Genomic DNA, 25,836 nt, shown 5'->3' with positions numbered 1-25,836 from the left:
TAATAAAAGGATGAAGCAGAGTAAAATAGTGGGTATTATTAAACTTACGTTCCATTACAAGTAGTTTTAAACTTTTTAGTTTTAAGAAGAAAAGATTATCAGTCAATGCTTCTTATGAACTTTGGTAATAAGTAAAAAGACTGTAGTACAATAATTTCAGTAACTATATTATTTCGTTAATTCTTGAAATAAGCTTTCTAAACTAGCGTTTTTCTGATTTAATTGTAAAATTTTTAAATCATTGTCATGGGCAAAATCAAAAACGTGAGAACGCATGTCTTCTTTTGTAGAAAACGTAATTTCGTAAACAAAGCCGTAAGTGTTTTTTACAGATTTTACTTTTGGTAGCTTTAATATAAAGGCATCTTCAACTCTATAGTCAAATTCGACAATTACTATTTGTTCTTGCCCGTCTCTTAAATCCTTTAAATACTTATCTGCCACAACTTCACCTTTATTTATAATGATAACACGGTCGCACATCGCTTCAACCTCTTGCATAATATGTGTGGATAGAAAAACCGTTTTTTCTTTACCAATAGACTTAATCAAATTTCTAATATCAATTAGCTGATTAGGGTCTAAACCTGTTGTTGGTTCATCTAATATTAATACATCTGGATTGTGCAGTAATGCATTGGCTAAACCAACACGTTGTCTGTATCCTTTAGAAAGTTGACTTATTTTTTTATGAGCTTCAGGTTTTAAACCTGTAAGCTCAATAACTTCTTCTATACGAGATTTAGGAGTTCCATATACGTTCGCATTAAAGTTTAAATATTCCTTTACGTATAAATCTGTGTATAGTGGATTGTGCTCTGGTAAATACCCAACACTAGTTTGAACTTCTTTTTTTTCTGTGTCTACGTCAAAATTATTTACACTAGCAGAGCCTTCATCAGCTTTTATATAAGTGGTTAATATTTTCATCATCGTCGATTTTCCTGCGCCATTAGGTCCTAGAAATCCAACAATTTCAGCATCTTTTACTTTGAAAGAGACATTGTTAAGTGCCTTTTGATCCTTATATAATTTGGTAATGTTTTTAACTTCAATAGACATATAGATAGAATTTATTCAAAAATAGTTATTTCCGAATATTGTATTGCATTTATTGTTAATTCTTTAAGTTTTTGGTTTTTTATGAAAAAAAGTTAAGTAACAATTTTGATTTGTAAAAATAATAATTACATTAGCTATATATTAAAATAGTCCACAGAAGTGGAAAACAATTATGAACATTTCTAGAGCATATTATAACTGGTTTTATTTCTTTTTTAGCTAAAGGAACGAGACTGAGTATGTTTTATTTAAAATATAGTATTTAAAGTCTCGATGTAATCGAGACTTTTTTTGTTTAAAGGATTTACAACTAGAAAAATAAATTGTGAAAAAACCAATTGCAATACAAGGAATTAAAGGATCATTTCATCATGAAGTTGTTCTGAATTATTTTGATAATCAGACAGATGTGGTAGAGTGTATGACTTTTGATAGTGAAGTAAATACTTTATTAGAAGAGCAGACAGATGAGATAGTAATGGCGCTAGAAAATTCTATTGCGGGTTCCATTATACCAAATTATGCACTGATAGATAATAATCAATTAAGCATTGTTGGCGAGTATTATTTAGATATACAACATCAATTAATGGCTTTAGAAAATCAGTCTATAGCAGATATTAAAGAAGTGCATTCGCATCCGATGGCATTATTACAGTGTAAAGTGTTTTTTAGAGATTTTCCGCATATAAAATTGGTAGAAGCTAAAGATACTGCAGATGTTGCTAAGCAAATTTCAGAACAAAAGATCAAAGGAATAGCAGCGATTGCTAGTAGATCTGCAGCGCAATTATATGGTCTGAACATTTTAGCAGAAAGCATTCAAACGATAAAAGAAAATGAAACACGCTTTGTTTTTGTGAAGCGAAAAATGGATCATGCAGAAGAAAATGAAATTAATAAAGCTTCTTTAAAGTTCGAATTGGATCATAAACGAGGAAGTTTAGCGACTATTTTAAATGTGTTAAGTGATTGTAAATTGAATTTAACTAAAATTCAATCTTTACCTAAAATAGAGACCCCATGGAAATATGCGTTTTTTGTTGATGTTACTTTTGATAAGTATGAGAATTACGAAAAAGCGAAGTCTATAATGAAAATTATGGCAGAGAATTTTAAAGTATTAGGCGAATATAAAAATGCAAGACGATGATAGAAGTTGCAAAACGATTACAAAAAGTTGAAGAATATTATTTTTCAAAGAAATTAAGAGAAGTCGCTCTTTTAAAGTCACAAGGAAAACCTATTATTAATTTAGGAATAGGGAGTCCAGATTTAGAACCGCCTTTTAAGGCTTCTATGTCTCTTCAAGATTGTTTAGTAGAACCAGAAGCACATAAATATCAAAGTTATCAAGGCTTGCCAGAGTTAAGAGAAGGGATTGCGGATTTTTATAAAACTCATTTTCAAGTTAATTTAAGTTCGCAGACAGAAGTATTGCCATTAATGGGAAGCAAAGAGGGGATTATGCATATCTCTATGGCTTTTTTAAATAAAGGTGATAAAGTTTTAATACCCAATCCAGGTTACCCTACGTATGCTGCTGTAACTAAACTTTTAGAAGCAAAACCTGTTTTTTATGATTTAAAAGCGGATACAAATTGGGAGCCAGACTTTAGTGCCTTAGAGCGTTTAGATTTAAGTCGTGTAAAAATTATGTGGATCAATTATCCACATATGCCAACAGGTGCAAATGCGACTAATAAGTTTTATGATAAAGTGATTGCCTTTGGTAAACGTCACGATATATTAATTGTAAATGATAATCCATACAGTTTCATTTTAAACGATAAACCTAATAGTATTTTAAGGTATAAGGATGCTAAAGATGTCTGTTTAGAGTTAAATTCATTAAGCAAAACGTTTAATATGGCAGGTTGGCGTGTTGGTATGTTAGTTGGTAATTACGATTTTGTTTCGGCCGTTTTACGTGTAAAAAGTAATATGGATTCGGGTATGTTTTATGGCATACAAAAAGGAGCGATTGAAGCTTTAAAATGTTCTGATATTTGGTTTAAGAGTTTAAATAACGTTTATCAAAAACGAAGAGCATTAGTTTGGGAATTAGCTGAAGCCCTTAATTGTACTTATGATGAAGACGCTACAGGAATGTTTATTTGGGCCAAATTACCACCACATATCAAATCTGAAGAATTTACAGATTTAGTATTAAAAGAACATTCTATATTTATTACGCCAGGAACCGTTTTTGGTAGTAATGGAGAAGGTTATGTTAGATTTTCGTTATGTGCGGAAGAAGGAATTATAGAGGAAGCAATTGCAAGAGTATAAAAAACTTAATTGCATTTAGCAATGATTATTAAAAGAGAAAAAAAGTAAAGTGAATAATATTTTTATCATAGGAACAGGATTAATAGGCGGTAGTTTTGCTTTAGATATAAAAGCATTACATTCAGATTGTAAGGTTTTCGGAATTGATACAACTGAAGCACATCTTGATGAAGCTTTAGAATTAGGAGTCATTGATGAAAAAGCCAATTTAGAAGATTTAAGTAAAGCAGATGTTGTTATTATAGCAATTCCTGTAGATGCGACTTTAAAGGTTTTACCACAGGTATTAGATCATATTTCAGATGATGCTATTGTATTTGATGCTGGTTCAACTAAAGAAGATATTTGCGAGGTTGTAAAAAATCATCCTAAACGCCGTAATTATTTAGCCGTACACCCTATTGCCGGTACAGAGCATTCAGGACCTAAAGCTGCAATTAGAGGTTTGTATCAGAACAAGACTAATATTATTTGCGAAGTCGAAGAAACAGCCTTCAAACTTCAAGAAAAAGCATTAAAGTTGTTTACGGATTTAGGAATGCGTATTCGTTATATGAATCCTAAGGCACACGATAAGCATATTGCATACGTATCACATTTATCGCACATTAGTGCCTTTATGCTTGGTAAAACAGTGATTGATAAGGAGCGAAATGAACGCGATATTTTTGATATGGCCGGCAGTGGATTTGCAAGTACAGTACGTTTGGCGAAAAGTTCACCAGCAATGTGGACACCAATATTCAATCATAATAAAGCAAATGTTATAGAGGCTTTAGATGAATATATAGAGAATCTAAAGCATTTTAAAAAGCTTATGGAAGATGAGGATTTTGACGCAGTCTTCAATGAAATGGAGAAAACAAATTATATAAAAGATATATTAAAAGGAATTCAATAGTAATTAAGATTAAAAAAAGAAAAATGGAAAACACGAAAGAAATGAGAACATGGTTGGATGATATGAAACTAGACCATCCATTAGTTATTGCAGGACCATGCAGTGCCGAAACAGAAGAGCAAGTATTAAAAATAGCACACCAGCTAAAAGATACAGATGTTAATTACTATAGAGCAGGTATTTGGAAGCCAAGAACACGACCAGGTAATTTTGAAGGTGTTGGTGCATTAGGTTTAAAATGGTTACAAAAAGTTAAGGCAGAAACAGGTTTAAAAACAGCAACGGAAGTAGCAAATAGAAACCATGTTGAATTAGCTTTAGAACACGATGTAGATTTATTATGGATTGGTGCGCGCTCTACAGTAAGTCCTTTTATTATGCAAGAAATTGCTGATGCTTTAAAAGGAACAGATAAAATTGTATTGGTTAAAAATCCAGTAAACCCAGATTTAGCCTTATGGTTAGGTGGTATTGAAAGATTACATACAGCTGGCATTAAAAATTTAGGAGCAATCCATAGAGGTTTTTCAACTTACGAAAAATCAAAATATAGAAATATTCCAGAATGGCAGTTGGCTATTGAATTTCAGAATAAATTTCCAGATTTACCTTTAATTAATGATCCATCACATATTACAGGAAAAAGAGATATGATTTTAGATGTATCGCAAACAGCTTTAGATCTTAATTTTGATGGTTTAATGATTGAAACTCATTTCGATCCTGATAACGCTTGGAGTGATGCAGCGCAACAGGTAACACCAGAGCGATTAGTGCAAATTATGACAGACTTAAGAATTAGAAAAGAGTCAGATCCTGAAGCAGAATACAATTCAGAGTTAAATAACTTAAGAGCTCAAATCGATGTAGTAGATAATCAAATTATTGATTTATTAGGAAAACGTATGAAAGTTGCTGATGGTATTGGTAAACTTAAAAAGCAAAAAAACGTTGCTGTATTACAAAATAAACGGTGGAACGAAATCTTAGGAAACATGGTTTTAGAAGGTGAAGCAAGAGGCCTAAGTGAAGAATTTGTTTTACGTATGTTTAAAGCTATTCATCAAGAATCTATTAATCATCAAGAGAAAATTGTTAAAAAATAGATTTAAATGATAATCTTAAAAAAAGGTTCGCAAATTTTGCGAACCTTTTTTTTACGATATTAACACAATATTATTCATCTTTGTATTAATGACAGGAACAGTATATAAATCTACAGGTAGTTGGTACACTGTAAAAACCCTAAATGGTAAGTTCTATGAATGTAGAATTAAAGGCCGTTTTAGATTGGCTGGTATTAAAAGTACCAACCCTATCGCTGTTGGCGATAAAGTAGAATTTGAACTAGAAGAAAAAAATAATACTGAAACGGGAGTCATAAACCATATTGAAGAGCGTAAAAATTATATTGTACGTAAATCGGTTAATCTTTCAAAGCAAACACACATTATTGCTTCAAATATTGATCAGGTATTTTTACTAATCACAATAGATAGTCCGCCTACATCAACGAGTTTTATAGATCGTTTTCTTGTAACCGCAGAAGCTTATTCCATTAAAACGGTATTGCTTTTTAATAAAATAGATACTTATTCTGAAGATACTTTATTCGACGTAAAATATTTAGAAAGTATTTATCGTGCTATAGGTTATGAGTGTATTGAGATTTCTGCTGCAACAGGTGTAAATATTGATAAAGTAAAAACCTTAATGGAAGGTAAGGTAAGCATGTTTGCTGGTCATTCTGGGGTTGGTAAATCTACTCTAGTTAATGCTATAGAACCTACTTTAGATTTAAAAACAAAAGCGATTTCTGAGCAACACAAACAAGGGCAACACACCACAACGTTTGCTGAAATGTTTGATTTAGGTTTTGACGCTAAAATTATAGATACGCCAGGTATTAAAGGTTTTGGAGTTGTAGATATGGAAAAAGAAGAAGTTGGTGATTATTTCCCTGAGTTTTTTGCATTGAAACAAGATTGTAAGTTTAACAACTGTATTCATCTTAACGAACCTAAATGTGCTGTAAAAGATGCCTTAGAAGCAGATGATATTTCTTATTCTAGATATCGCAGTTATCTTCAAATTTTAGAAGGTGAAGATGAGCATTACAGAACTGATAATTGGGATGAGGTTCAGTAATTAACTTTTAAGTAGATTGAATGTTAAAATAAGTTTTTTCATTTATGAAAATAGTTATACAAAGAGTTTCAGAAGCGTCAGTAATTATTGAAGGTTCTGAAGTAGCAGCCATACAAAAAGGATTATTAGTCTTATTAGGTATTGAGCATGAAGATACCCAAGATGATATAAATTGGTTGTGTAATAAAATAACAAATCTTCGCATTTTTCCGGATCAAGATGACGTCATGAATAGGTCTTTAAAAGACGTTAATGGTGCGATGATTTTGGTAAGTCAGTTTACACTTCACGCTAGTACAAAAAAAGGAAATCGTCCAAGTTATATTAATGCAGCAAAACCGGATGTTGCTATTCCATTATATGAAGCTTTTATTGAGACACTTCAAATTAACTTAGAAAAACCTATTCAAACAGGCAAATTTGGTGCCGACATGAAAGTACATTTGGTTAACGACGGTCCTGTAACCATAATTATTGATTCTCAGAATAGGGTATAATTATTTCTAAATAAACTATCTTATTCTCGAATTTTTAAAATAACAAAAAAAAGCTTAAAATGGATATTAAAAACGCACAAAAAGAAGTTGATAATTGGATTAAGGAACATGGAGTAAGATACTTCAATGAACTCACCAACATGGCACAACTAACAGAAGAGGTTGGTGAAGTTGCTAGAATTATAGCCAGACGCTATGGTGAGCAAAGTGAAAAAGAAAGTGATAAAGGTAAAGATTTAGGTGAAGAATTATCTGATGTTTTATTTGTAGTGATGTGTTTAGCAAACCAAACAGGTATTGATTTACAAGACGCTTTTGATAAAAAATTAGATCTAAAAACCAAACGTGATCATAATAGACATCATAATAATGAGAAATTAAAGTAGTTTTGTAACTTCATTTTATTTTATAAATTCTATATGGACATCAATATCCGAAAATCTAAGCTTAAGAACCATCAAACTGTTCAAATTACAGGATCTAAAAGTGAGTCTAATCGCTTGTTATTAATACAGGCATTATATCCTCAGATTAATATCGATAATTTATCCAATTCAGATGATTCTGAAGTCATGCAGAAAGCATTGAGGTCTGATGAAGAATTAATAGATATCCATCACGCGGGTACTGCAATGCGTTTTTTAACAGCTTATTTTTCAATTCAAAAAGGGAGAGAAACAATTATTACGGGTTCTCAAAGAATGAAAGAACGCCCAATTAAGATATTGGTTGATGCTTTAATTACATTAGGTGCAGATATCACCTATTTAGAAAACGACGGCGTGCCTCCTTTAAAAATTATAGGTAAAGAATTTACTAAAACTAAAGTGACGTTAGAAGCTAATGTAAGCAGTCAGTATATTTCTGCGTTAATGCTAATTGCTTCAAAATTAGAAAATGGTTTAGAGTTAACGCTAAAAGGTAAAATAACATCAGTTCCCTATATTAATATGACATTAAGTCTCTTAAATAGTATTGGAGTAGAAACTAGTTTTATAGATCATATAATCACCGTTCAACCAAGTATTTCAACATTAAAACCGCAAACTTTAACTGTTGAGTCCGATTGGTCTTCTGCATCATATTTCTACAGCGTTATTGCCTTAAGTGAGGTGGGTACCGAAATTACAATTGCTTCTTATAAGCAAGAAAGTTTACAAGGGGATTCTGTTTTAGCAGAAATTTATAAAAGCTTTGGTGTTTCAACATCGTTTAAAGAAGAGGCAATAACACTTCAAAAAACAGATAAAGTAAATACTACAACCATAATTGAACTCGATTTAAAAAACGCACCAGATATTGCACAAACTATTGCTGTTTCGGCTTTTGGTTTAGGCTTGCAGTGTCATATGATTGGTTTACATACTCTTAAAATAAAAGAAACTGATCGTTTAGTAGCGCTTAAAACTGAATTAGAAAAGTTAGGAGCTGAAGTGATGATAACTGATAAATCTTTACATCTAAAAGCTTCGAATACTATTAATAGTGAAATTAAAATACCAACGTATAACGATCATAGGATGGCAATGGCTTTTGCTCCATTAGGCTTAAAAGTACCTATCATTATTGAAGATGCAGATGTAGTAAGTAAATCATATCCTCAATTTTGGGAAGATTTTAAATCTATAGGTTTCAATATTTCAAAATAGAATAGAATTATATTTTTATCATTTTAAGTTTGCATTATTCATCTAAATGTATAGTATTATAGGTGATTGTAGTAAAATAAACCTTCATTTACTTGACAAGGCCTATGTTGAGATTGTATATTTGCAATTCGAATAAAAATAAAGAACTGAGACATTTAGAACTTGCAAAGTAACTTTGAGTAAGCGGCTAGAAAAAAGTTTCACATTATTCACATAATTAACTAAAACCCATACATGAAATTATCACATTTTAATTTTGAACTTCCAGACGAATTATTAGCAGAGCATCCTGCAGAACATAGAGATGAGGCAAGGTTGATGGTGTTAAATAGAGCTGAACAGACTATTGAGCATAAGCAATTTAAAGATATTATCGATTATTTTGATGAAGGTGATGTGATGATCATGAATGATACTAAAGTGTTTCCTGCACGTTTGTTTGGTAACAAAGAAAAAACAGGAGCGCGTATTGAAGTGTTTTTATTACGCGAACTGAATCAGGAACAACGTCTTTGGGATGTTTTAGTAGATCCAGCTCGTAAAATTAGAATTGGAAATAAATTATATTTTGGTGATGACGAAACATTAGTTGCAGAGGTTATAGATAACACAACGTCTAGAGGTAGAACTTTACGCTTCCTATATGATGGATCTTATTCAGATTTCAGAACTAAATTAACAGAACTTGGTGAAACACCTTTACCTAAGTATATAAACAGGGAGGTTGAGCCAGAAGACGAAGAGCGTTACCAAACTATATACGCTAAAAATGAAGGAGCAGTAGCGGCACCAACTGCAGGGATGCATTTCTCTAAGCATTTATTAAAGCGTTTGGAAATTAAAGGAGTAAAAACAGCTGAAGTAACTTTACATGTTGGTTTAGGTACATTTAACCCCGTTGAGGTTGAAGATTTATCTAAGCATAAAATGGATAGTGAAGAGATTATTATTAAGAAACAGTCTGCAGATATCGTTAACAATGCTATTGAAACTAAAAAACGTATATGTGCTGTAGGTACAACATCTATGCGTACAATTGAAAGTTCAGTATCTTCTAATGGTAGATTAAATGAATTTGAAGGTTGGACTAACAAATTTATCTTCCCTCCTTATGATTTTAGTATTGCAAATTGTATGATAACTAATTTTCATACACCAAAGTCTACTTTGTTAATGATGACATCGGCATTTGCTGGTCATGATTTTATGAAGAAAGCTTATGAAGAAGCAGTTAAAGAAAAATACAAATTCTATTCTTACGGTGATGCAATGCTTATCATTTAAGAACACTAACTAATAAATAAAAAAAGCCTCTTCATTGAGGCTTTTTTTATTTATACTAAAATCCAAATTCATTTAATTACTTTTGCAAAAGATGGAAGCAAAAAAGAAAGATATAAGAGCCTTAACTAAAGAACAACTGAGAGAATTCTTTGTAAAACAAGGAGATAAAGCCTTTAGAGGAAATCAGGTTTACGAATGGTTGTGGCAAAAGGCGGCCTATAGTTTTGAGGATATGACAAACGTATCTTTAGAAACAAGACAAATGTTAGAGGCTAACTTTGTTATTAATCACATCAAAGTAGATCAGATGCAACGTAGCGCTGATGGTACTATAAAGAACGCTGTAAGGCTTCACGATGATTTAATTGTAGAATCTGTACTTATACCAACAGCAACCAGAACCACAGCTTGTGTGTCTTCTCAGGTAGGTTGTAGTCTAGATTGTAGATTCTGTGCCACATCTCGATTAAAACGTATGCGAAATCTTAATCCAGATGAAATATACGATCAAGTTGTTGCTATAGATAATGAAAGTAGATTATACCATAATAGACCTTTAAGTAATATTGTGTTTATGGGTATGGGAGAGCCTTTAATGAACTATAACAATGTACTCAAAGCTATAGATAAAATTACATCACCAGAAGGTTTAGGAATGTCACCAAAACGTATTGTGGTATCAACCTCTGGAGTGCCAAAAATGATTAAGAAGATGGCAGATGATAACGTAAAATTTAAATTAGCGGTTTCATTACACTCTGCTATAGATGAGATTCGTACGTCTATTATGCCTTTTAATGCTACATTTCCTTTAAGTGATTTAAGAGAAGCTTTACAATATTGGTATGCAGCAACGAGTAATAGAATTACCTACGAATATGTGGTATGGGATGGTATTAATGATAAACGTAAAGATGCAGAGGCTTTAGTTGAGTTTTGCAAATTTGCACCCAGTAAAGTGAATATTATAGAATACAACCCTATTGATGATGGCGAATTTCAGCAAGCGCAATCTCAAGCAATAGATATGTATGTTAGTATTTTAGAAGCTAATAATATTACGGTTACTGTTAGACGCAGTAGAGGTAAAGATATTGATGCGGCTTGTGGACAGTTGGCTAATAAAAGTTAGATTACTTTATATTAAGACATAAAAAAAAGCGGCAATTGCCGCTTTTTTTAGTTTAGAAGTTTTTTAATTCTTCGCAAATTTGATTGTTTCAGTATTACCATTAATACTTACTTTTGCTAAATACACTCCAGTACTTAATGAAGAAACGTCAATTGTTTCTGTCGTACTTGCTGATGATTTAGAAATTACATTTGATCCTAAAATAGAATATATTTCAACATTTGAAATTGTTGAATTTGCAGATTCAAGGTTAAAAGTTTGAGACGCTTGATCGTAAAAATGTGAAACGGTATCTTTAGAGAACTCTCCAATAGAAAGTTGTTCGTCATTGATTCTTATATTGTCGATAAATGCATCACCACCCCAATTGTCATGAACGAATCTCATTGAAGTAAAATTATAATCACTTACTAATACAGATTGGAAAACCTCAACATCATCTAAGTAATAAGTAATACTAGATCCAGCTACTTCTGCTCTTATATTATACCAAGTGTTAACTTCCCATGTTGCAGCATCTACAAAAGCTTCACCTAATTCATTTACAACGGCAATGTTACCTAGATAGCCAAAATTAATAAGAACTGTAAAAAAACCGGCACCAGTTGCATCTTCACCAGATAGAGCAAATCTAAAATCCGAACCACCTTGTTCTGTGATATAGACATCAAAAGATACCACAGCAGTAGTATAATCAATAGGTGTTGCAAAATCATAAAAACCACCCATTATTGGTGATTCTTGAGTATCGAAAAGAGCATCAGGAGTAATTTTAAATGAATAGTTGCCATCTGAAGCTTGTTCATCTGAAATAAGTTGTGTCGAGATATTACAATCTTCACCACAGCCTGTTGATATCCAGCTGTTTTGGTTATGTACGTCACCTAAGGTGAAACCTTCAGAACTTTCAAAAGAAATAGTTTGTTGTGCAGTTAAATTCAAAGAAAGTACTGAACAGATAAATAAAAAAGTAATTTTTTTCATGTGTTTTTGATTTTTTAATTAGTAAGTCTAAAGTTACAAATTATACCGTGGGAAAAAAGTTAAAATTTCCGTTTTCGTAATGAATGTAATGGATTTGGCATTATTTCAGGTACTTATGACTATTAATTAAATGGTGTTTCTCTGACTAAGAGATTTATAGAAGAATGATATTAATATGCTGTAGAGGACTTAATTTATAAAGCTCTCTACATTTTTTATAGAATATGTCTGTTCTATTTAACCGCAACAGTGGCTATAAAATAAGACATAAAAAAAAGCGGCAGTTGCCGCTTTTTAATTAGAACTTATAATGATTAGTTCTTAATAAATTTAATTGTTGTGAAATTATTATTTATGTTAATTTTAGCTAGATATACACCATCATTTAAAGACGAAAGATCGATAGATTCAGTTGTGCTATATAAAGGTGATGTAATAACACTTTGTCCTAAGATAGAGTATATCTCTATACTTGTCATCACCATGGAAGATGACTCAATAGTGAGAGTTTTAAGGGTTTTGTTATAGTGGTGTGTAAAAGTGTCTAAGTCAAATTGATCCACACTTAAAGTTGTGTCTACTGAGAAATCATCAACCATAAAACCAAATTGATCATTAGAAATACAGTTTATTCCGATATATACATCTTGGCCATCGTAGGTAGATAAATCATAGGTGAATTCTTTCCAAGTTATATCATTAGATGGAACACTTTCCGGGTTAGCTGAAATAATTGTAAAACTTCCAGGGTCTGTATCTGTTGTTGATACACTAACGGTAAACATCTCGTTAGAATAAGCGGCATCACAAGCTTTATATCTAAAGGAAAGATTATTTCCGCTTGTGGCTAATGCTATTTGTGGAGTAATTAGCCAATCATCATTGCCATTTCCAGCATCATCTGGAACTGCAGCCATGCAAACCATGCCTTTAACACTATTGTATCCCGCCCAATCGCTTGCTTCATCTGAGGTTAGTGGGGCAACTGTAGCTGTTGAATTAAAAACTTGAAAAGCTTTAGGACTGCCAGATTCTGGAAATGTTACACCTGTAAAACCGTAAGTATTAAATCCGTCTACATCTAATAATGTCCATGATCCAACATCTGAAATAGCAAAGTCCGTATAAGACTCAAAATCGTCGAAAAATAAATTTGTTTGAGCAAAGCTAGTGCTACAAATTAAAATTGTAAAAAGTAATAAAGTAATTTTTTTCATGTGTTTTGATTTTTAAATTAGTATTTCATAAAATTACAAATATTAGTTTGAAGAAAAATGTTAAAATTGAATTATTAGTTTTTTAACAATAATACCTACTATCTTATAAGGATTTGTTGTATTTGTAAACGTATTTTTAACCTATAGGAAATCTGAGTTTTTTGTAGTTGAACTTCTACTGATATAAAATCAATATAATTTCTGAATTAAAAGGTTTCGCAGATTTAGATTTTTTTGTTTTAATTCTTGCTTGTTACATTTTTTTTGAATTTAAGACTATAATTGCATTATTTAATTTTTAGTAATATACAATCATGATTATTTGTAATATTGCAAATGAAGAGTGTATAAAGTCTTAAATGAAAATAACTGAACAAATAAAACAACCAATCGCTTATGAGATGGATCTTTTTGAACAAAAGTTTCAACTCTCTATGGCGAGTAAGGTAGCATTACTGAATCGTATTACACATTATATTGTAAACCGAAAAGGAAAACAAATGCGACCAATGTTTGTGTTTTTGGTGGCTAAAATGATGAATAACGGAGAAGTGTGCGAGCGTACTTACAGAGGTGCTTCGGTTATTGAACTTATTCATACAGCAACTTTGGTTCATGATGATGTGGTTGATGACAGTAACCGAAGACGTGGTTTCTTTTCAATTAATGCACTTTGGAAAAATAAAATAGCGGTTCTTATTGGTGATTTTTTATTGTCAAAAGGTTTATTACTTTCTATAGATAATAATGATTTCGATTTATTAAAGATTATTTCTGTTGCCGTGCGAGAAATGAGTGAAGGCGAATTACTTCAAATTGAAAAAGCAAGGCAATTAGATATTACAGAAGCTATTTATTACGAAATTATACGCCAAAAAACAGCAACTTTAATAGCTGCTTGCTGTAGTTTGGGTGCTGCTTCTGTAAAACCAAATTCACCAGATGTAGAAGCTATGCGTAAGTTTGGCGAGTTGATTGGTATGGCATTTCAAATCAAGGATGATCTATTCGACTATGGAGATGAAGCTATTGGTAAACCAACAGGTATTGATATTAAGGAACAAAAAATGACGTTGCCGCTTATTTATGTCCTTAATAACTGTTCAAAAAAAGAAAAATCGTGGTTAATTAACTCTGTTAAAAACCATAACATGGATAAGAAACGCGTAAAAGAGGTTATTACTTTTGTAAAATCTAAAGGCGGATTAGAATATGCGGTTTCTAAAATGAAAGCTTTTCAAGAAGAAGCTTTAGCTATTTTAGGAACTTATCCAGAATCAGAATATAAAGCATCACTTAATCTTATGGTAGATTATGTGATTGATAGAAAGAAGTAATTCTTTAGTTCTAAGTAATTAAAATATTCACATGGCTCAAATTTTAAGTAAACTTAGGGCTATTAAAAAGTGAACTGCATGAATGTTAATTCTATTTATTTATTATTTGGTCTTGCAGTATCCTTAGTACTCACATATTTTATTATAAAAAGAATGGGGAAAAGCGGTTGCATAACGTATGGTTATGTAGCTCTATTGATAGTCTGTATTAATAGTATGGCTATTGGTTCAATGTTTTTTATGTATAGCGCCAGTCATGATATATACTCGGTAATAACATCTGGCGAAAATTATACATCAACTGTAATAAGTTTTACTTCAGAAGAACACCACGATTCAGATGATGGTAGTTCATATATAATGTACACGCCAACAGTTAGGTTTATAACTAAGGATAATAGAATTATTGTGCGAGAGTTAGATTTTTCTACTTCTAGTATGGATGTAGGCGATAGTTATAAGGTTAATTATAATATTGAAACAAATAAGGTAATAGTTCTTGGCTTTACTTTAGCAATAAAATTAGTAGGAGCATTTATCTTCTGTTTTATTTTTTCATTCCTATTTGTAGGGATCATTATGTATGCATTTAATAGAGATATGAAAGCTTATACAGCCTTAGTTTCTAAAATAGGTTTTTATTTTTTTGTTCCATTTTTAATGATTGGTTTTAATCTATTACTAATTTATGGAATCTTCTTTGGTAACACAGTTCCGTTTTGGGTAACCCTGTTGTTAATCTTCTTTGTGTTTATGCTTACACTGGCAACATTTGGTTATCTTAAAATGATGTTTTTAAAAGGAGAACCTAAAATGAAACAAGTTAGTCCTGGGAAATGGACAGGTGATTGGGAAAATAAAAAATAATATTTATATCTGATAATCAGTGTTTTATTGTTTATTTTATTTTTTTTGCACTTATCAAGCAACCATTACTTCTATAATTGCGTCTTTATAAATAGAAGCGTAACCGTAAAGATTATAATGAAAGTTATTCAACTTCATAAAAACGAAACGAAACTTATACAAAGAGCAGCGAAGAATAATCGCGAAGCACAGCATGTGTTGTATGAATTGCATGCGCCAAAAATGTTAAGTGTTTGTCGTTATTATATTAAAGATGTACATCAGGCAGAAGAAGTGATGCTGAATGGCTTTTTTAAAGTTTTTAAAAACTTAAAATCATTTAAAAGTGAAGGAAGTTTTGAAGGTTGGGTAAGACGTATAATGGTTAGAGAATCTATTTCATATTTAAGACAACAGAAGAAGATTGAGTTTTCTGTTGAAGACGAATATTTAGATAGAGATTCATCTAATAACATTAATACAAATATTGAAGTTGCCGAAATACAACAACTCATAGATAGTTTGCCAGAAGGTTATCGAATGGTTTTTGTAATGTATGCGATAGAAGGCTATAAACATCAAGAAATTGCAGAGCTTTTAAAGATTTCTGAAGGAACTTCTAAATCGCAATTATTTAAAGCAAGACAAATGCTTCAAAAAAAGTTAAAAGAATTAAATAACAGTAGTTATGGCACCAATTAAGTTTGAAAAAAATATAAAAAGTAAGCTCGAAGAACGCACATTGAGTCCTTCTGCTGAAGCTTGGTCTAAATTATCTGATCGTTTAGATGCAGAAGAAAATAAGTCTAAAAAATCAGTGTTTTGGTGGTTAAGTATAGCTGCAGGTTTACTTGTTATGGTTGCCGTTTCTGTACAGTTTTTTAATAATCAAGATTCAAATCACATTGCACCTATTGTAGTTGAAGATGGTTTAATTAAAGAGACTATTGAGAATCAAAAATCAGATTCTAAACCTAAAGAAACTATTCAGTTTGTTGAAAAAGAAAATGAAGTAGAGGAAGAAAATAAGTCTTTATCAACAACAAAAGACTCTCAAATTATTGATTATAAAAATGTAACTAAAAAAGCAATTGGCAATACTAAAACAGAATTAGCAACTGTAAATAACGATTCTCTAACTCAAGATAAGCTAGCTTATAATGAAGCAGAAGAACTTTTAAGAGAAGCACAATTAAAATTGGCAGTTGCAGATGCAATAAAAACTCTAAAAATAGAGCATACAACAGTTGCGGATAACGAAATAGATTCTTTATTAAATATTGCCAGTAAAGAAATTTTTAAAGAAAATTTAGAAAACGATACATTTCAAACTGTAGATGCAACAAAGTTGTTAGAAAGTGTAGAAGACGAAATGGGACAATCCTTTAGAACTAAGGTTTTTGAAGCTTTAAAGAATAGTTACGACACTGTAAAAACTGCAGTTGCAGATCGTAATAACTAAAAATTTACTTAAAAAAAAAGGGATCTAAAATTAAATCATCAATAATCATCAATCAAAAAACGAACAATTATGAACACAATTACAAGATTAGTAGTCTGCTTGGTATTAACTACGATTTTATCAAGTTTACAAGCACAAACAAAAGCATTAGATTCTATTAGAAAAGTTGAGGTAGATTCTAAAATTATCCTTTTAGAAAAGAGCAAGACAGAAATTGAAAGTGAAGAAAGAGGTCTTTTAAAATCAAAAATCTCAAAAATAAATTCTCAATTAGACAATAAAGAGATCACAGCTGAAGAAGCAGAAGCATTAAAAAAAGAAGCGGCTAAAACAGCAGTATTAAATATAGAGAACCGTAAAGATATCTTAGATAAAAAAATAGCGTTATTACAGCGTAACGGTTATAATTCTAATATAGTAATAGATGATTCTGATACGGGATTTACGCTCAGCATTGGAGGTAATGAAGAGGTTAGTGATAGTTTTATTTATTTAGGAAAACCATCTGGTGATAAAAAAAGAAAATACGACAGACGTACATCTACAGATATCGTTTTTGCTTTTGGGTTTAATAACGCTTTAATTGAAGGAGAACAGATAGACGATTCACCTTATAAAATAGGAGGTTCTGGTTTTATAGAATTAGGGTATGCTTGGAAAACAAGAATCTTCGACAATACTAATTTTTGGAGACTAAAATACGGTTTCTCTTTTCAATGGAATAAATTAAATATTAAAAACAATCAATATTTAGTAAATACTGATGGTGCTATTTCATTACAGGAGTTTCCTTCAGATGTTAATAAAGTGAAATTTAGAACTACTAATTTAGTATTTCCTATGCACCTAGAATTTGGTCCTTCTGAAAAGATAGAAAAAGATGACTATTTTAGATATTCTACTCACAAGAAATTTAAAATAGGATTAGGTGGATATGCAGGTGTTAACTTAGGTAACATGCAAAAAATAAAGTATAAACTGGACGGAGATAGAGAGAAAGACAAGCAAAGAGATGAGTTTGAAGTAAGTGAGTTTGTTTACGGTCTAAGTGGTTATGTTTCTTTAGGAGATGTTGCGTTATACGTTAAATACGATCTTAACCCTTTGTTTAAAGACCAACTTGTAGATCAAAACAATATTTCTGTCGGTTTACGTTTCGATATGGATTAAATAATCAATCAATCAATCAATCAATCAATCAATCAATCAATCAATTTTTGAGTGTTAAAAAGCCTTAGTCTATTTTAGATCAAGGTTTTTTTATTTTGTATTAATGAGAGACCACTTTTAAGCCTACAATTGAAATGATTAATGTTGAAATAAAAAACAAGCGCCAAAATGTAGCGGGTTCTTTAAAAATAAAAATACCAACAAGTACAGTACCTACAGCACCAATACCTGTCCAAATAGCATAAGCAGTGCCAATGGGTAATTCCTCTGTAGCTTTGATAAGTAATAGCATGCTCATGGTTAAGCAGGCAAGGAAACCAATATACCAATAGGTTGTTTCTATTTCTGTGGTTTCTTTAGCCTTTCCAAGGCAAGCCGCGAAAGCAACTTCAAATAATCCAGCAATAATTATTAAAATCCAATTCATGTAATACTAAAATTTATAGGGTATTAAGTTAAGGTGTAATTTATCCAAATTCATTCTTTTAAATGAGAAAAACAAGTTTAATCAAACTATAGTTTTTAGTACACTTACTTTGTCTTAAATTTGTCAACTTGTTATTCTTATTTCATTAAGAATCTTCGAAACTCTATAATCTTTAATATAAAATATTTTTGTTTTTACAAGAATAATCTAAAACATGATCTCACAAAATTCCATTGCAAAAGTTTTTGAAACCGCTCGAGTAGAAGAGGTTATTGGCGATTTTGTTCAACTTAAAAAAGCGGGTACTAATTATAAAGGATTAAGTCCGTTTAGCGAAGAGCGTTCACCAAGTTTTGTAGTGTCTCCTGTTAAACAGATTTGGAAAGATTTTTCAAGTGGAAAAGGCGGTAATGCTGTTACATTTTTAATGGAGCACGAGCATTTTACGTACCCTGAAGCTATAAAGTATTTAGCTAAAAAGTACAATATTGAAATAGAAGAAACCGAACGTACAGATCAAGAAAAAGCACAAGCTGATAATAGAGAGAGTTTATACTTAGTGAGTGAATATGCAAGTAGCTATTTTCAGAATGTATTACATAAAACAAATCAAGGAAAAGCAATTGGTTTTAGTTATTTTAAAGAGCGTGGTTTTACTGAAGAAACCATTAAAAAATTTGATCTTGGGTATTCATTAGATGAGTGGCAAGGTTTTACAGATGATGCCCTTGGCAAAGGTTACCAGATTAATTTTTTAGAACAAACAGGTTTAACGATAGTAAAAGGAGAAAAGCGTTTTGATCGTTTTAAAGGCCGTGTCATGTTTCCTATTCATAGTATGAGTGGGCGTGTTCTTGGTTTTGGTGGACGTATTTTAACTAACGATAAGAAAGCGGCTAAATATTTAAATTCACCAGAAAGTGAAATCTATCACAAGAGTAAAATTTTGTATGGTTTGTATCATGCTAAGCAAAGTATTGCAAAAGAAGATAATTGTTATTTGGTTGAAGGTTATACAGATGTTATTCAGTTATGTCAAACAGGTATTACAAATGTTGTGTCTTCTTCTGGTACGGCTTTATCACCAGATCAAATACGCTTAATTAACCGATTAACAAATAATATTACGGTTCTTTTTGATGGTGATGCAGCTGGTATAAGAGCATCTATTCGTGGTATCGATTTAATTCTAGAACAAGGTGTTAATGTTAAGATTTGTACATTTCCTGATGGTGAAGATCCTGATAGTTTTTCAAAATCAAATACTTTAGAAGAACTTAAGGGATATCTTAATGATAATGCTAAGGATTTCATTCAGTTTAAAGCCTCGTTATTAGTAAAAGAAGCAAATAATGATCCGATTAAAAAAGCAGAAACAATTCGAGAGATTGTAAATAGTATTGCTAAAATTCCAGATCAAATAAAACGTGAGATTTACATTCAAGAATGTGCGCGTATTATGGATATAAGCGAGAATGTTCTGTTTACAACTTTAGCACAAATTAATAATAAACAGGCTCAGGATAATAATAAACCCAAGTCTTTTACTTCATCTAATTCTTCTGATCCGAATGAACCTCCATTTGAAGTTTTTAGGAATGAAGAGCCTAGTCGTAAACCAAAAATTGATGTTCAATATGAGTTAGAACGAAAGATTATTGAAATATTAATGCTTTATGGAGAACGCGTAGAACAATTTGAAGATATGATTTTGCAAGAAGATGAAGCCACAGGTAATCTTGTATCTAAACCAATGCAGCAAGAAACGCGTGTATTTGAAAAAATATATTTAGATCTTCAAGAAGATGAAATGCAATTTTCTAACCCTCAATTTAAAGCGCTTTATTACGCTATTATTGATAGGTTAAATCAAGACGAGAGTTTTTCTACTAAGAATTTTATAAATCAATTAGATCAAGACTCAGCAAGTGCTGTAACGAGTATTTTAATGGAAGATGAACGTTATTATCTTCATGACTGGGAACGTAATTTAATTAATCCTAAAGAGAAAAAAGATTCTGTTTCTCAGTTGGTTAGCCAGACAATACTTAGTTTACGATGTCACTTAATTGATAAAAAAGTTATCGAATATAAAAACGAAACCTTAAAAGAAAATGCAGATACACGTTCTATAATAGAAGATGTAAAAGACTATGTTGGTCTTAAAATGTTATTGTCTCGTAAACTAGGTAAAGTTGTAGGCTAATAAATTAAGTAAGGTTGTGGTGTTTAGCTTGATGAATTAAATCTACAATATTTTTTACATTTAATTTCTTAAATAATCTTGCTTTATAAGTACTAACAGTCTTTTCGTTAATATCTAATTCTTGAGCTATTTCTTTGTTCTTACGACCAATAGAAAGTAATTTTAAAACTTCTACTTCTCTTGTAGATAGCTTTTTAAACATTCGGCTTCTACTTTTTCTAGTGTCTTCATAACGAAAATGTTTATCCATTTTTTCGCTTAATGAAGTTTCTCCATTACTAATGCGTCTAATCGCAGTTTCAATTTCCTCCATGCTTGCTCCTTTGTTTAAATAGCCAGAAGCTCCTGCTTTAATGGTGCTAATTGCATATATTTCTTCAGGTTGGTGGCTAAACATTAAAACTTGTACAGATTTGTTTTCTTTTTTAATGGCTCTAAGTGCGGTTATGCCATTAAGCTCAGGCAGATCTATTTCAGAGATAATAACATCGACTTTGTGGCGACGCACAAATTCAAATATTTCTATTCCGCTGCCTAAACTACCTATAACTTTTAAGTCGGGTTTGTTTGTTAGAAATAATTCTAATCCGGTTCTTACAATGGGGTGGCTGTCAACAATCAATATGTTTATCATGACAATTGTATTATGTTTTATTAGTTAGGGGTGTTTGTAATAAATATTACGTAGGGGATTTTGCATAAAAATAATTATAAATCAATTAAATTCAGGCTTTTATTTAATAAAAAATAAAATTTATTTTAAATTTTTAGGAATATCGCAAACGGGAATTGCGACCATTTTATGCTTATTTGCTGTATTATAGTTTTTAAAAATATCGAAAACAATACGCTGTCTACCTTCAAAATCACTAGCGTTTTTGCCTTCTTCTTGCATTTGCATAGCCCATTCTAATTCTGGATAAGAAGCTCCAATTTGATCTTCATCAGTTCTGTCATCACCCCATAAACCATCCGTTGGTGCTGCTTCAATAATTTCTTGATTAACACCTAAATATTTAGCTATTTCGTAAACTTCGCTTTTTAATAAGTCTGCAATAGGGCTAAGATCTACTCCGCCATCGCCATATTTAGTGTAAAAACCAACACCAAAATCTTCAACTTTATTTCCTGTACCAGCAACAAGATATTTATCTAAAGCTGCAAAATAATATAAAGAAGTCATTCTTAATCTTGCTCTAGTATTTGCAAGAGCCATAAAACGGCTTTCTTCATTATCTACGGCAGGCAATTCAGCTATTAACTGATCAAATACAGTTGTAAGGTTAATTTGTTTTGTACTTACTTTTTTGTGTTTGTTTTTTAACCAATTAATGTGGTTTACAGCTCTGCTTACTTGGTTTGGCGCTTGGTGAATAGGCATTTCTAGACAAAGTAAGTCTAAACCTGTCATAGCACATAACGTTGATGTTACGGCAGAGTCAATACCGCCAGATATCCCAATTACAAATCCATTCATGTTAGCATTGTTAGCATATTCTTTTAGCCAATTTACTATATGTTCTACAACCTTTTCTGTATTCATAATTTTTAATTTTTAAAACAAAGAAGTGTACCTTTGCGTAACAAAAATAGCTGAAACGTGTTAAGTTTAAAAATGTTTTACCAAATGAAAGTCAGAATTTATATTATCTTAATACTTGTATTCGCTTTTGTATCTTGCAATGAAGATTCTAAAATAGAACAAGAGATTGCTAAAATTGAAATGAATTTTGAGGTAGAACGTTTTGATAAGGCATTTTTTGAAGCGAAATCTCAAGATTTACAGAACCTAAAAAATCAGTATCCATTCTTCTTTTCAAGTGACCCTGATTCTTTTTGGATCGAAAAAATGAAAGATAGTTTACAACGCGAGTTGTTAAAGGAAGTACAGCATGAGTATCCCGATTTTAATACTTCAAAAACAGAAATACAAAGTCTTTTTCAACATTTAAAATATTACGATAAATCATTCTCTATACCTCGAGTAATTACTTTGACTAATGATGTAGCTTATAGAGATAAAACATTTGTTAATGATTCTATTGTACTTATCGCTTTAGATAATTATTTAGGTGCACAACATGATTTTTATCAAAACATACCAATGTATATTGCTGAAAACATGAAGAAAAGCCAAATTGTTTCTGATGTGGCAAATGGTTATGCAACTAAATACTTATTTCAATCTACTAAACGAACTTTGTTGGATGAAATGATATATCAAGGAAAGTTACTTTATTTTAAGGATGTAATGATTCCGTTTAAAACTGATGCTGATAAAATTGGCTATTCTGAGGCTCAGGTGAAATGGGCAGAAGCTAATGAAAGTCAAATTTGGAGCTATTTTATTGAAAAAGAGCTATTATATAGTACAGATTCTAAACTGCCTGGTCGTTTTATTTCAGATGCTCCGTTTTCTAAATTTTATTTAGAATTAGATAATGAATCTCCAGGGCGTTTAGGTCAGTATTTAGGTTGGCAAATTGTAAGGGCTTATGCCAAAAACACAGGAGATGATGTAATGAAAATTATGCAATTAGGATCTGAAGAAATATTTAATAAATCAAAATTTAAACCAAAAAAATAATGTCTAAAGTTATAAAATCTAAAATCGTATTAAATGTTGAGCTTGATGAAAATAGAGTGCCAGAAAAGTTAAATTGGACAGCTCAAGAAGGTGGTGTTGATAATAAAGAAGCTAAAGCTGTAATGTTATCTGTTTGGGATAGTAATGCCCAAGAGACTTTAAAAATTGATCTTTGGACTAAAGATATGCCCGTAGATGAAATGAAACTTTTCTTTCACCAAACCTTAGTAACTATGAGTGATTCGTTTTTTAGAGCAACACAAGATCAAAAAATGACCGATACTATGAAGGATTTTTGTGATTATTTTGCAGAAAAATTAGAACTTAAAAAATAAGATTATTAATCATCAAGATTGTAATCTACATTATAATAAGGCACAATATTAAAACTATCTGATTCAATATTCATATAGTTTTTTTTGTGTTTTCTTTTATGTGTTGTAAAATTTTTAGGATCATAAATCTGCCAAACAGTTAGTTCATTTAATCGACCAGTTGAGGTAGTCTTATCGATCTCTATCTTTTTTATTAAACGGTCAACAGTCTTTTGATCTGCTATTCTTAACAATTTCTCAGAGCTAGAACCGTTATTTATTTTGTAAAGCACCCAGTATTTTAATTCGTTACTACCAGAGTTCATCTCTGAAGGCTTAAGACTGTTTTTAAAGGGTGATGCTTTTTTACCCGATAAGTTAAGGTTGTTATTATAAGTGCTATTATCAGAACCAAACATATTAGTTTCAGCCACTTCTCTGGGAGCTGTTTCCATTATTTTGTGTGTGTATATGGTGTTTTCAATAATTTCATTTCTCAATAACGTTATAACAATTAATTTGTCCTTTAAGACCACTTCAACAGCATACCTTCCCACAGGAATATCAGAAATAATAACTTTTGCATCTGATTTTTTTACCTTAATGACACGTTCAAAATTAGCATTGTAAATCATTACTTCATAAATTGTACGTTGACCTTCAAGAATAAGACTATCTTGACCATGACTTAAATAATGTTTAAGTTCTTCTGCTCGCGTGTTTGTGTTTTGAAGTAACACAGATTTCTGACCATAGGTTAATGTGGTGAGAAATAAGAAGATAAAGGAATATAAGAATTTCATAGGTAGGTCTTTGTATCTTTTGGAAACAATTTTAATGCCAAACATTTTATTTTTAATGATTTATGAGAATCCAAAGGTATGGTTTATTTAAGATTATAATGCTTAAAATCAGTCGTTTAACAGGTTTCTTAGGTTGAAATGTCATGTTTTTCGATATATAACCAATTACATCGTAGAAATCACTGAGGACTTATAAGCCTGTTTCATTTGCATTAGCTTGTGTTAAAATAGACTCAATACTTTGGTGGGGTGAGCTTGTTATAGGGTTAAGGTTTTCATCTAGCATCATTCCCTTTCCTTCATTAATTTTTTTTAGACTAGATTTTGAAGTTGCTATTTCTTTATTTTCATGACGCTTTATGAGATCTATTAAGATTATTTTATCTGAGAGTTTTACCTCAACAAGGTAATTACCTGCAGGGATTTCATTTAAGGAAATTACTTTATAATATGCATTAACTTCAAATGTTTCTTCGTAGTTTTCATTAAATATTTCAAATTGTAAGATTTTAGATTCAGAATAAAGTAATAAACTATCTTTTGTGGAATTTAAACTGTGCTTTAGTTCTTTAGCTTTTGGGTTTTTGTTTTGAATTAAGATAGCATTTTGGCTGAAGCTAAATAAAGTAAGAAGTAGGACGAGTAGTGTGCTTATGTTTTTAATCATAATAGTCACTTTTAAGATTAGAGATTTCTTAGAGATTGTTGTTTTAAAACATTATTGTTTATTAGTTTATAGTATAATTTACGAAATTGATAATGAACTTTCTTGTTTTTAGGATAAGTAACTCTTTTTTTAGATTATTTACTCTAAGACACGACGTGTAGCCAATAAACAAGATTTAAATATTGAAGATTAAAGGTGTTTTAGCTTCTAATTTTTTAAATTAGCTTATGAGGAAAATATTATTTGGAGTTATCTTAACCTTAGTTGTTGTATTCGCTTTTAGATATTGTGATGATAAACAAGAAGATAAAATTGTGCTTAAAGAGAGTACAGCTTTAATTCAAGAACAAATTAAAAACGTTGGTAAACTCGTTGTTACCGAAGGACATTTTAGTGAAGTGTTCACCTATAAAAACTCTAAAGGTGTTTTTGGGGATTTAATTTCAGTAGAAAAGAAAGCCGTAGTTATCGTTAATGCAGATGTAACAATTGGGTACGATTTAAGTAAAATTGAATATCAAATAGATGAAGAAACAAAAACACTTAAAATCTTAAGCATTCCGAGAGAGGAAATTAAAATCAGCCCCGATTTTGAATATTATGATATGCAAGCAGATTACCTCAACCCATTTGAAGCCAAAGACTATAATAGTATAAAAGAGACGGTAAACAAGTCGCTAATGAAAAAAATTGAGGCATCAGAGTTAAAATCTAATGCGCAAAACAGATTGATTAGCGAATTAGCTAAGTTTTTTATGTTAACTAATTCTCTTGGTTGGACTTTAGAATATAACCAAAGTCCAATTTCAGAATTAGGAGAACTTAATAATCTTAAAAATATATTAAATTAA

27 protein-coding genes are annotated in these 25,836 nt (G+C 31.0%); 19 read left to right on the top strand and 8 right to left on the bottom strand.

The genetic code is table 11. From position 1 onward, the window contains the following. Positions 1–168: 168 nt before the first annotated feature. Positions 169–1,062, bottom strand: coding sequence for a gliding motility-associated ABC transporter ATP-binding subunit GldA (gene gldA / locus HM985_RS04055; RefSeq protein ID WP_179375026.1), 894 nt, complete (start codon positions 1,060–1,062; stop codon positions 169–171). 325 nt (positions 1,063–1,387) lie between these two features. On the opposite strand from gldA, the gene HM985_RS04050 reads away from it, so the two are divergent. The 10 genes from HM985_RS04050 (at position 1,388) to rlmN (ending at position 10,965) form a co-directional block, all read left to right on the top strand. Continuing rightward, on the top strand, positions 1,388–2,215 hold the full coding sequence (locus HM985_RS04050) for a prephenate dehydratase (protein WP_179375025.1): 828 nt from the start codon (positions 1,388–1,390) through the stop codon (positions 2,213–2,215). Further along, on the top strand, positions 2,212–3,354 hold the full coding sequence (locus HM985_RS04045; protein ID WP_179375024.1) for a pyridoxal phosphate-dependent aminotransferase: 1,143 nt from the start codon (positions 2,212–2,214) through the stop codon (positions 3,352–3,354). Before HM985_RS04050 ends, HM985_RS04045 begins: the two co-directional genes overlap by 4 nt. 49 nt (positions 3,355–3,403) lie before the next feature. Further along, positions 3,404–4,255, top strand: coding sequence for a prephenate dehydrogenase (locus HM985_RS04040; protein WP_179375023.1), 852 nt, complete (start codon positions 3,404–3,406; stop codon positions 4,253–4,255). Between the two features lie 23 nt (positions 4,256–4,278). Further along, positions 4,279–5,361, top strand: coding sequence for a bifunctional 3-deoxy-7-phosphoheptulonate synthase/chorismate mutase type II (locus HM985_RS04035; RefSeq protein ID WP_179375022.1), 1,083 nt, complete (start codon positions 4,279–4,281; stop codon positions 5,359–5,361). Positions 5,362–5,449: 88 nt separating this feature from the next. After that, a complete protein-coding gene (gene rsgA / locus HM985_RS04030; protein ID WP_179375021.1) occupies positions 5,450–6,403 on the top strand; it encodes a ribosome small subunit-dependent GTPase A in 954 nt (317 codons plus the stop codon). A gap of 44 nt (positions 6,404–6,447) precedes the next feature. Continuing rightward, positions 6,448–6,900, top strand: a complete 453-nt coding sequence (gene dtd / locus HM985_RS04025; protein WP_179375020.1) for a D-aminoacyl-tRNA deacylase — start codon at positions 6,448–6,450, stop codon at positions 6,898–6,900. A 59-nt stretch (positions 6,901–6,959) separates the two neighbouring features. After that, complete coding sequence (locus tag HM985_RS04020; RefSeq protein ID WP_179375019.1) at positions 6,960–7,286, top strand: nucleotide pyrophosphohydrolase; 327 nt, start codon at positions 6,960–6,962, stop codon at positions 7,284–7,286. Between the two features lie 33 nt (positions 7,287–7,319). Further along, on the top strand, positions 7,320–8,549 hold the full coding sequence (locus HM985_RS04015) for a 3-phosphoshikimate 1-carboxyvinyltransferase (protein ID WP_179375018.1): 1,230 nt from the start codon (positions 7,320–7,322) through the stop codon (positions 8,547–8,549). A 234-nt stretch (positions 8,550–8,783) separates the two neighbouring features. Continuing rightward, positions 8,784–9,833: a tRNA preQ1(34) S-adenosylmethionine ribosyltransferase-isomerase QueA gene (gene queA, locus HM985_RS04010; RefSeq protein ID WP_179375017.1), complete on the top strand. Its 1,050-nt coding sequence runs from the start codon at positions 8,784–8,786 to the stop codon at positions 9,831–9,833. A gap of 91 nt (positions 9,834–9,924) precedes the next feature. After that, positions 9,925–10,965 (top strand): 23S rRNA (adenine(2503)-C(2))-methyltransferase RlmN, encoded by a 1,041-nt coding sequence (gene rlmN, locus HM985_RS04005; RefSeq protein WP_179375016.1) that lies wholly within the window; start codon positions 9,925–9,927, stop codon positions 10,963–10,965. A 63-nt stretch (positions 10,966–11,028) separates the two neighbouring features. On the opposite strand, the gene HM985_RS04000 is transcribed toward rlmN, so the two are convergent. Together HM985_RS04000 and HM985_RS03995 are read right to left on the bottom strand one after the other, a co-directional pair. Next, complete coding sequence (locus tag HM985_RS04000; RefSeq protein WP_179375015.1) at positions 11,029–11,949, bottom strand: T9SS type A sorting domain-containing protein; 921 nt, start codon at positions 11,947–11,949, stop codon at positions 11,029–11,031. 314 nt (positions 11,950–12,263) lie between these two features. Continuing rightward, complete coding sequence (locus HM985_RS03995; protein ID WP_179375014.1) at positions 12,264–13,166, bottom strand: T9SS-dependent choice-of-anchor J family protein; 903 nt, start codon at positions 13,164–13,166, stop codon at positions 12,264–12,266. Positions 13,167–13,525: 359 nt separating this feature from the next. Here HM985_RS03995 and HM985_RS03990 point away from each other — a divergent pair, with 359 nt between their 5' ends. The 5 genes from HM985_RS03990 to HM985_RS03970 all read left to right on the top strand — a co-directional run bounded on the left by HM985_RS03990 (position 13,526) and on the right by HM985_RS03970 (position 17,981). Further along, entirely contained in the window at positions 13,526–14,503 is a 978-nt protein-coding gene (locus HM985_RS03990) for a polyprenyl synthetase family protein (RefSeq protein WP_179375013.1), read from the top strand. A gap of 78 nt (positions 14,504–14,581) precedes the next feature. After that, positions 14,582–15,370: a hypothetical protein gene (locus HM985_RS03985; protein WP_179375012.1), complete on the top strand. Its 789-nt coding sequence runs from the start codon at positions 14,582–14,584 to the stop codon at positions 15,368–15,370. A 117-nt stretch (positions 15,371–15,487) separates the two neighbouring features. Continuing rightward, positions 15,488–16,051, top strand: coding sequence for an RNA polymerase sigma factor (locus HM985_RS03980; RefSeq protein WP_173586524.1), 564 nt, complete (start codon positions 15,488–15,490; stop codon positions 16,049–16,051). After that, positions 16,038–16,811 (top strand): hypothetical protein, encoded by a 774-nt coding sequence (locus HM985_RS03975; protein ID WP_179375011.1) that lies wholly within the window; start codon positions 16,038–16,040, stop codon positions 16,809–16,811. The genes HM985_RS03980 and HM985_RS03975 overlap by 14 nt, the downstream gene beginning before the upstream one ends. A 69-nt stretch (positions 16,812–16,880) precedes the next feature. Further along, entirely contained in the window at positions 16,881–17,981 is a 1,101-nt protein-coding gene (locus HM985_RS03970; protein WP_179313357.1) for a hypothetical protein, read from the top strand. A gap of 100 nt (positions 17,982–18,081) precedes the next feature. Here HM985_RS03970 and HM985_RS03965 read toward each other — a convergent pair whose 3' ends face one another. Further along, on the bottom strand, positions 18,082–18,408 hold the full coding sequence (locus tag HM985_RS03965) for a DMT family transporter (RefSeq protein WP_179375010.1): 327 nt from the start codon (positions 18,406–18,408) through the stop codon (positions 18,082–18,084). 214 nt (positions 18,409–18,622) lie between these two features. Here HM985_RS03965 and dnaG point away from each other — a divergent pair, with 214 nt between their 5' ends. Further along, positions 18,623–20,614 (top strand): DNA primase, encoded by a 1,992-nt coding sequence (dnaG, locus tag HM985_RS03960; protein WP_179375009.1) that lies wholly within the window; start codon positions 18,623–18,625, stop codon positions 20,612–20,614. A gap of 4 nt (positions 20,615–20,618) precedes the next feature. Here the strand turns inward: dnaG and HM985_RS03955 are convergent, their stop codons facing one another. Both HM985_RS03955 and nadE read right to left on the bottom strand, forming a co-directional pair. Continuing rightward, positions 20,619–21,248, bottom strand: a complete 630-nt coding sequence (locus tag HM985_RS03955; RefSeq protein WP_179375008.1) for a response regulator — start codon at positions 21,246–21,248, stop codon at positions 20,619–20,621. 120 nt (positions 21,249–21,368) lie between these two features. Beyond that, positions 21,369–22,157 (bottom strand): NAD(+) synthase, encoded by a 789-nt coding sequence (gene nadE / locus HM985_RS03950; RefSeq protein ID WP_179375007.1) that lies wholly within the window; start codon positions 22,155–22,157, stop codon positions 21,369–21,371. 84 nt (positions 22,158–22,241) lie between these two features. Here nadE and gldB point away from each other — a divergent pair, with 84 nt between their 5' ends. Together gldB and gldC are read left to right on the top strand one after the other, a co-directional pair. After that, on the top strand, positions 22,242–23,201 hold the full coding sequence (gene gldB / locus HM985_RS03945; RefSeq protein ID WP_179375006.1) for a gliding motility lipoprotein GldB: 960 nt from the start codon (positions 22,242–22,244) through the stop codon (positions 23,199–23,201). Beyond that, positions 23,201–23,536 (top strand): gliding motility protein GldC, encoded by a 336-nt coding sequence (gene gldC / locus HM985_RS03940; protein WP_179375005.1) that lies wholly within the window; start codon positions 23,201–23,203, stop codon positions 23,534–23,536. Before gldB ends, gldC begins: the two co-directional genes overlap by 1 nt. A 5-nt stretch (positions 23,537–23,541) precedes the next feature. Here the strand turns inward: gldC and HM985_RS03935 are convergent, their stop codons facing one another. Continuing rightward, positions 23,542–24,318, bottom strand: coding sequence for a hypothetical protein (locus tag HM985_RS03935; protein WP_179375004.1), 777 nt, complete (start codon positions 24,316–24,318; stop codon positions 23,542–23,544). A 190-nt stretch (positions 24,319–24,508) separates the two neighbouring features. Next, a complete protein-coding gene (locus HM985_RS03930) occupies positions 24,509–24,985 on the bottom strand; it encodes a hypothetical protein (protein WP_179375003.1) in 477 nt (158 codons plus the stop codon). 227 nt (positions 24,986–25,212) lie between these two features. On the opposite strand from HM985_RS03930, the gene HM985_RS03925 reads away from it, so the two are divergent. Beyond that, on the top strand, positions 25,213–25,836 hold the full coding sequence (locus HM985_RS03925) for a DUF4230 domain-containing protein (RefSeq protein ID WP_179375002.1): 624 nt from the start codon (positions 25,213–25,215) through the stop codon (positions 25,834–25,836).

Source organism: Winogradskyella wichelsiae, assembly GCF_013403925.1.
Taxonomy (GTDB): Bacteria; Bacteroidota; Bacteroidia; order Flavobacteriales; family Flavobacteriaceae; genus Winogradskyella; species Winogradskyella wichelsiae.
The sequence above is the reverse complement of the archived record's forward strand: the minus strand, read 5'-3'. Positions and strand labels throughout refer to the sequence as shown.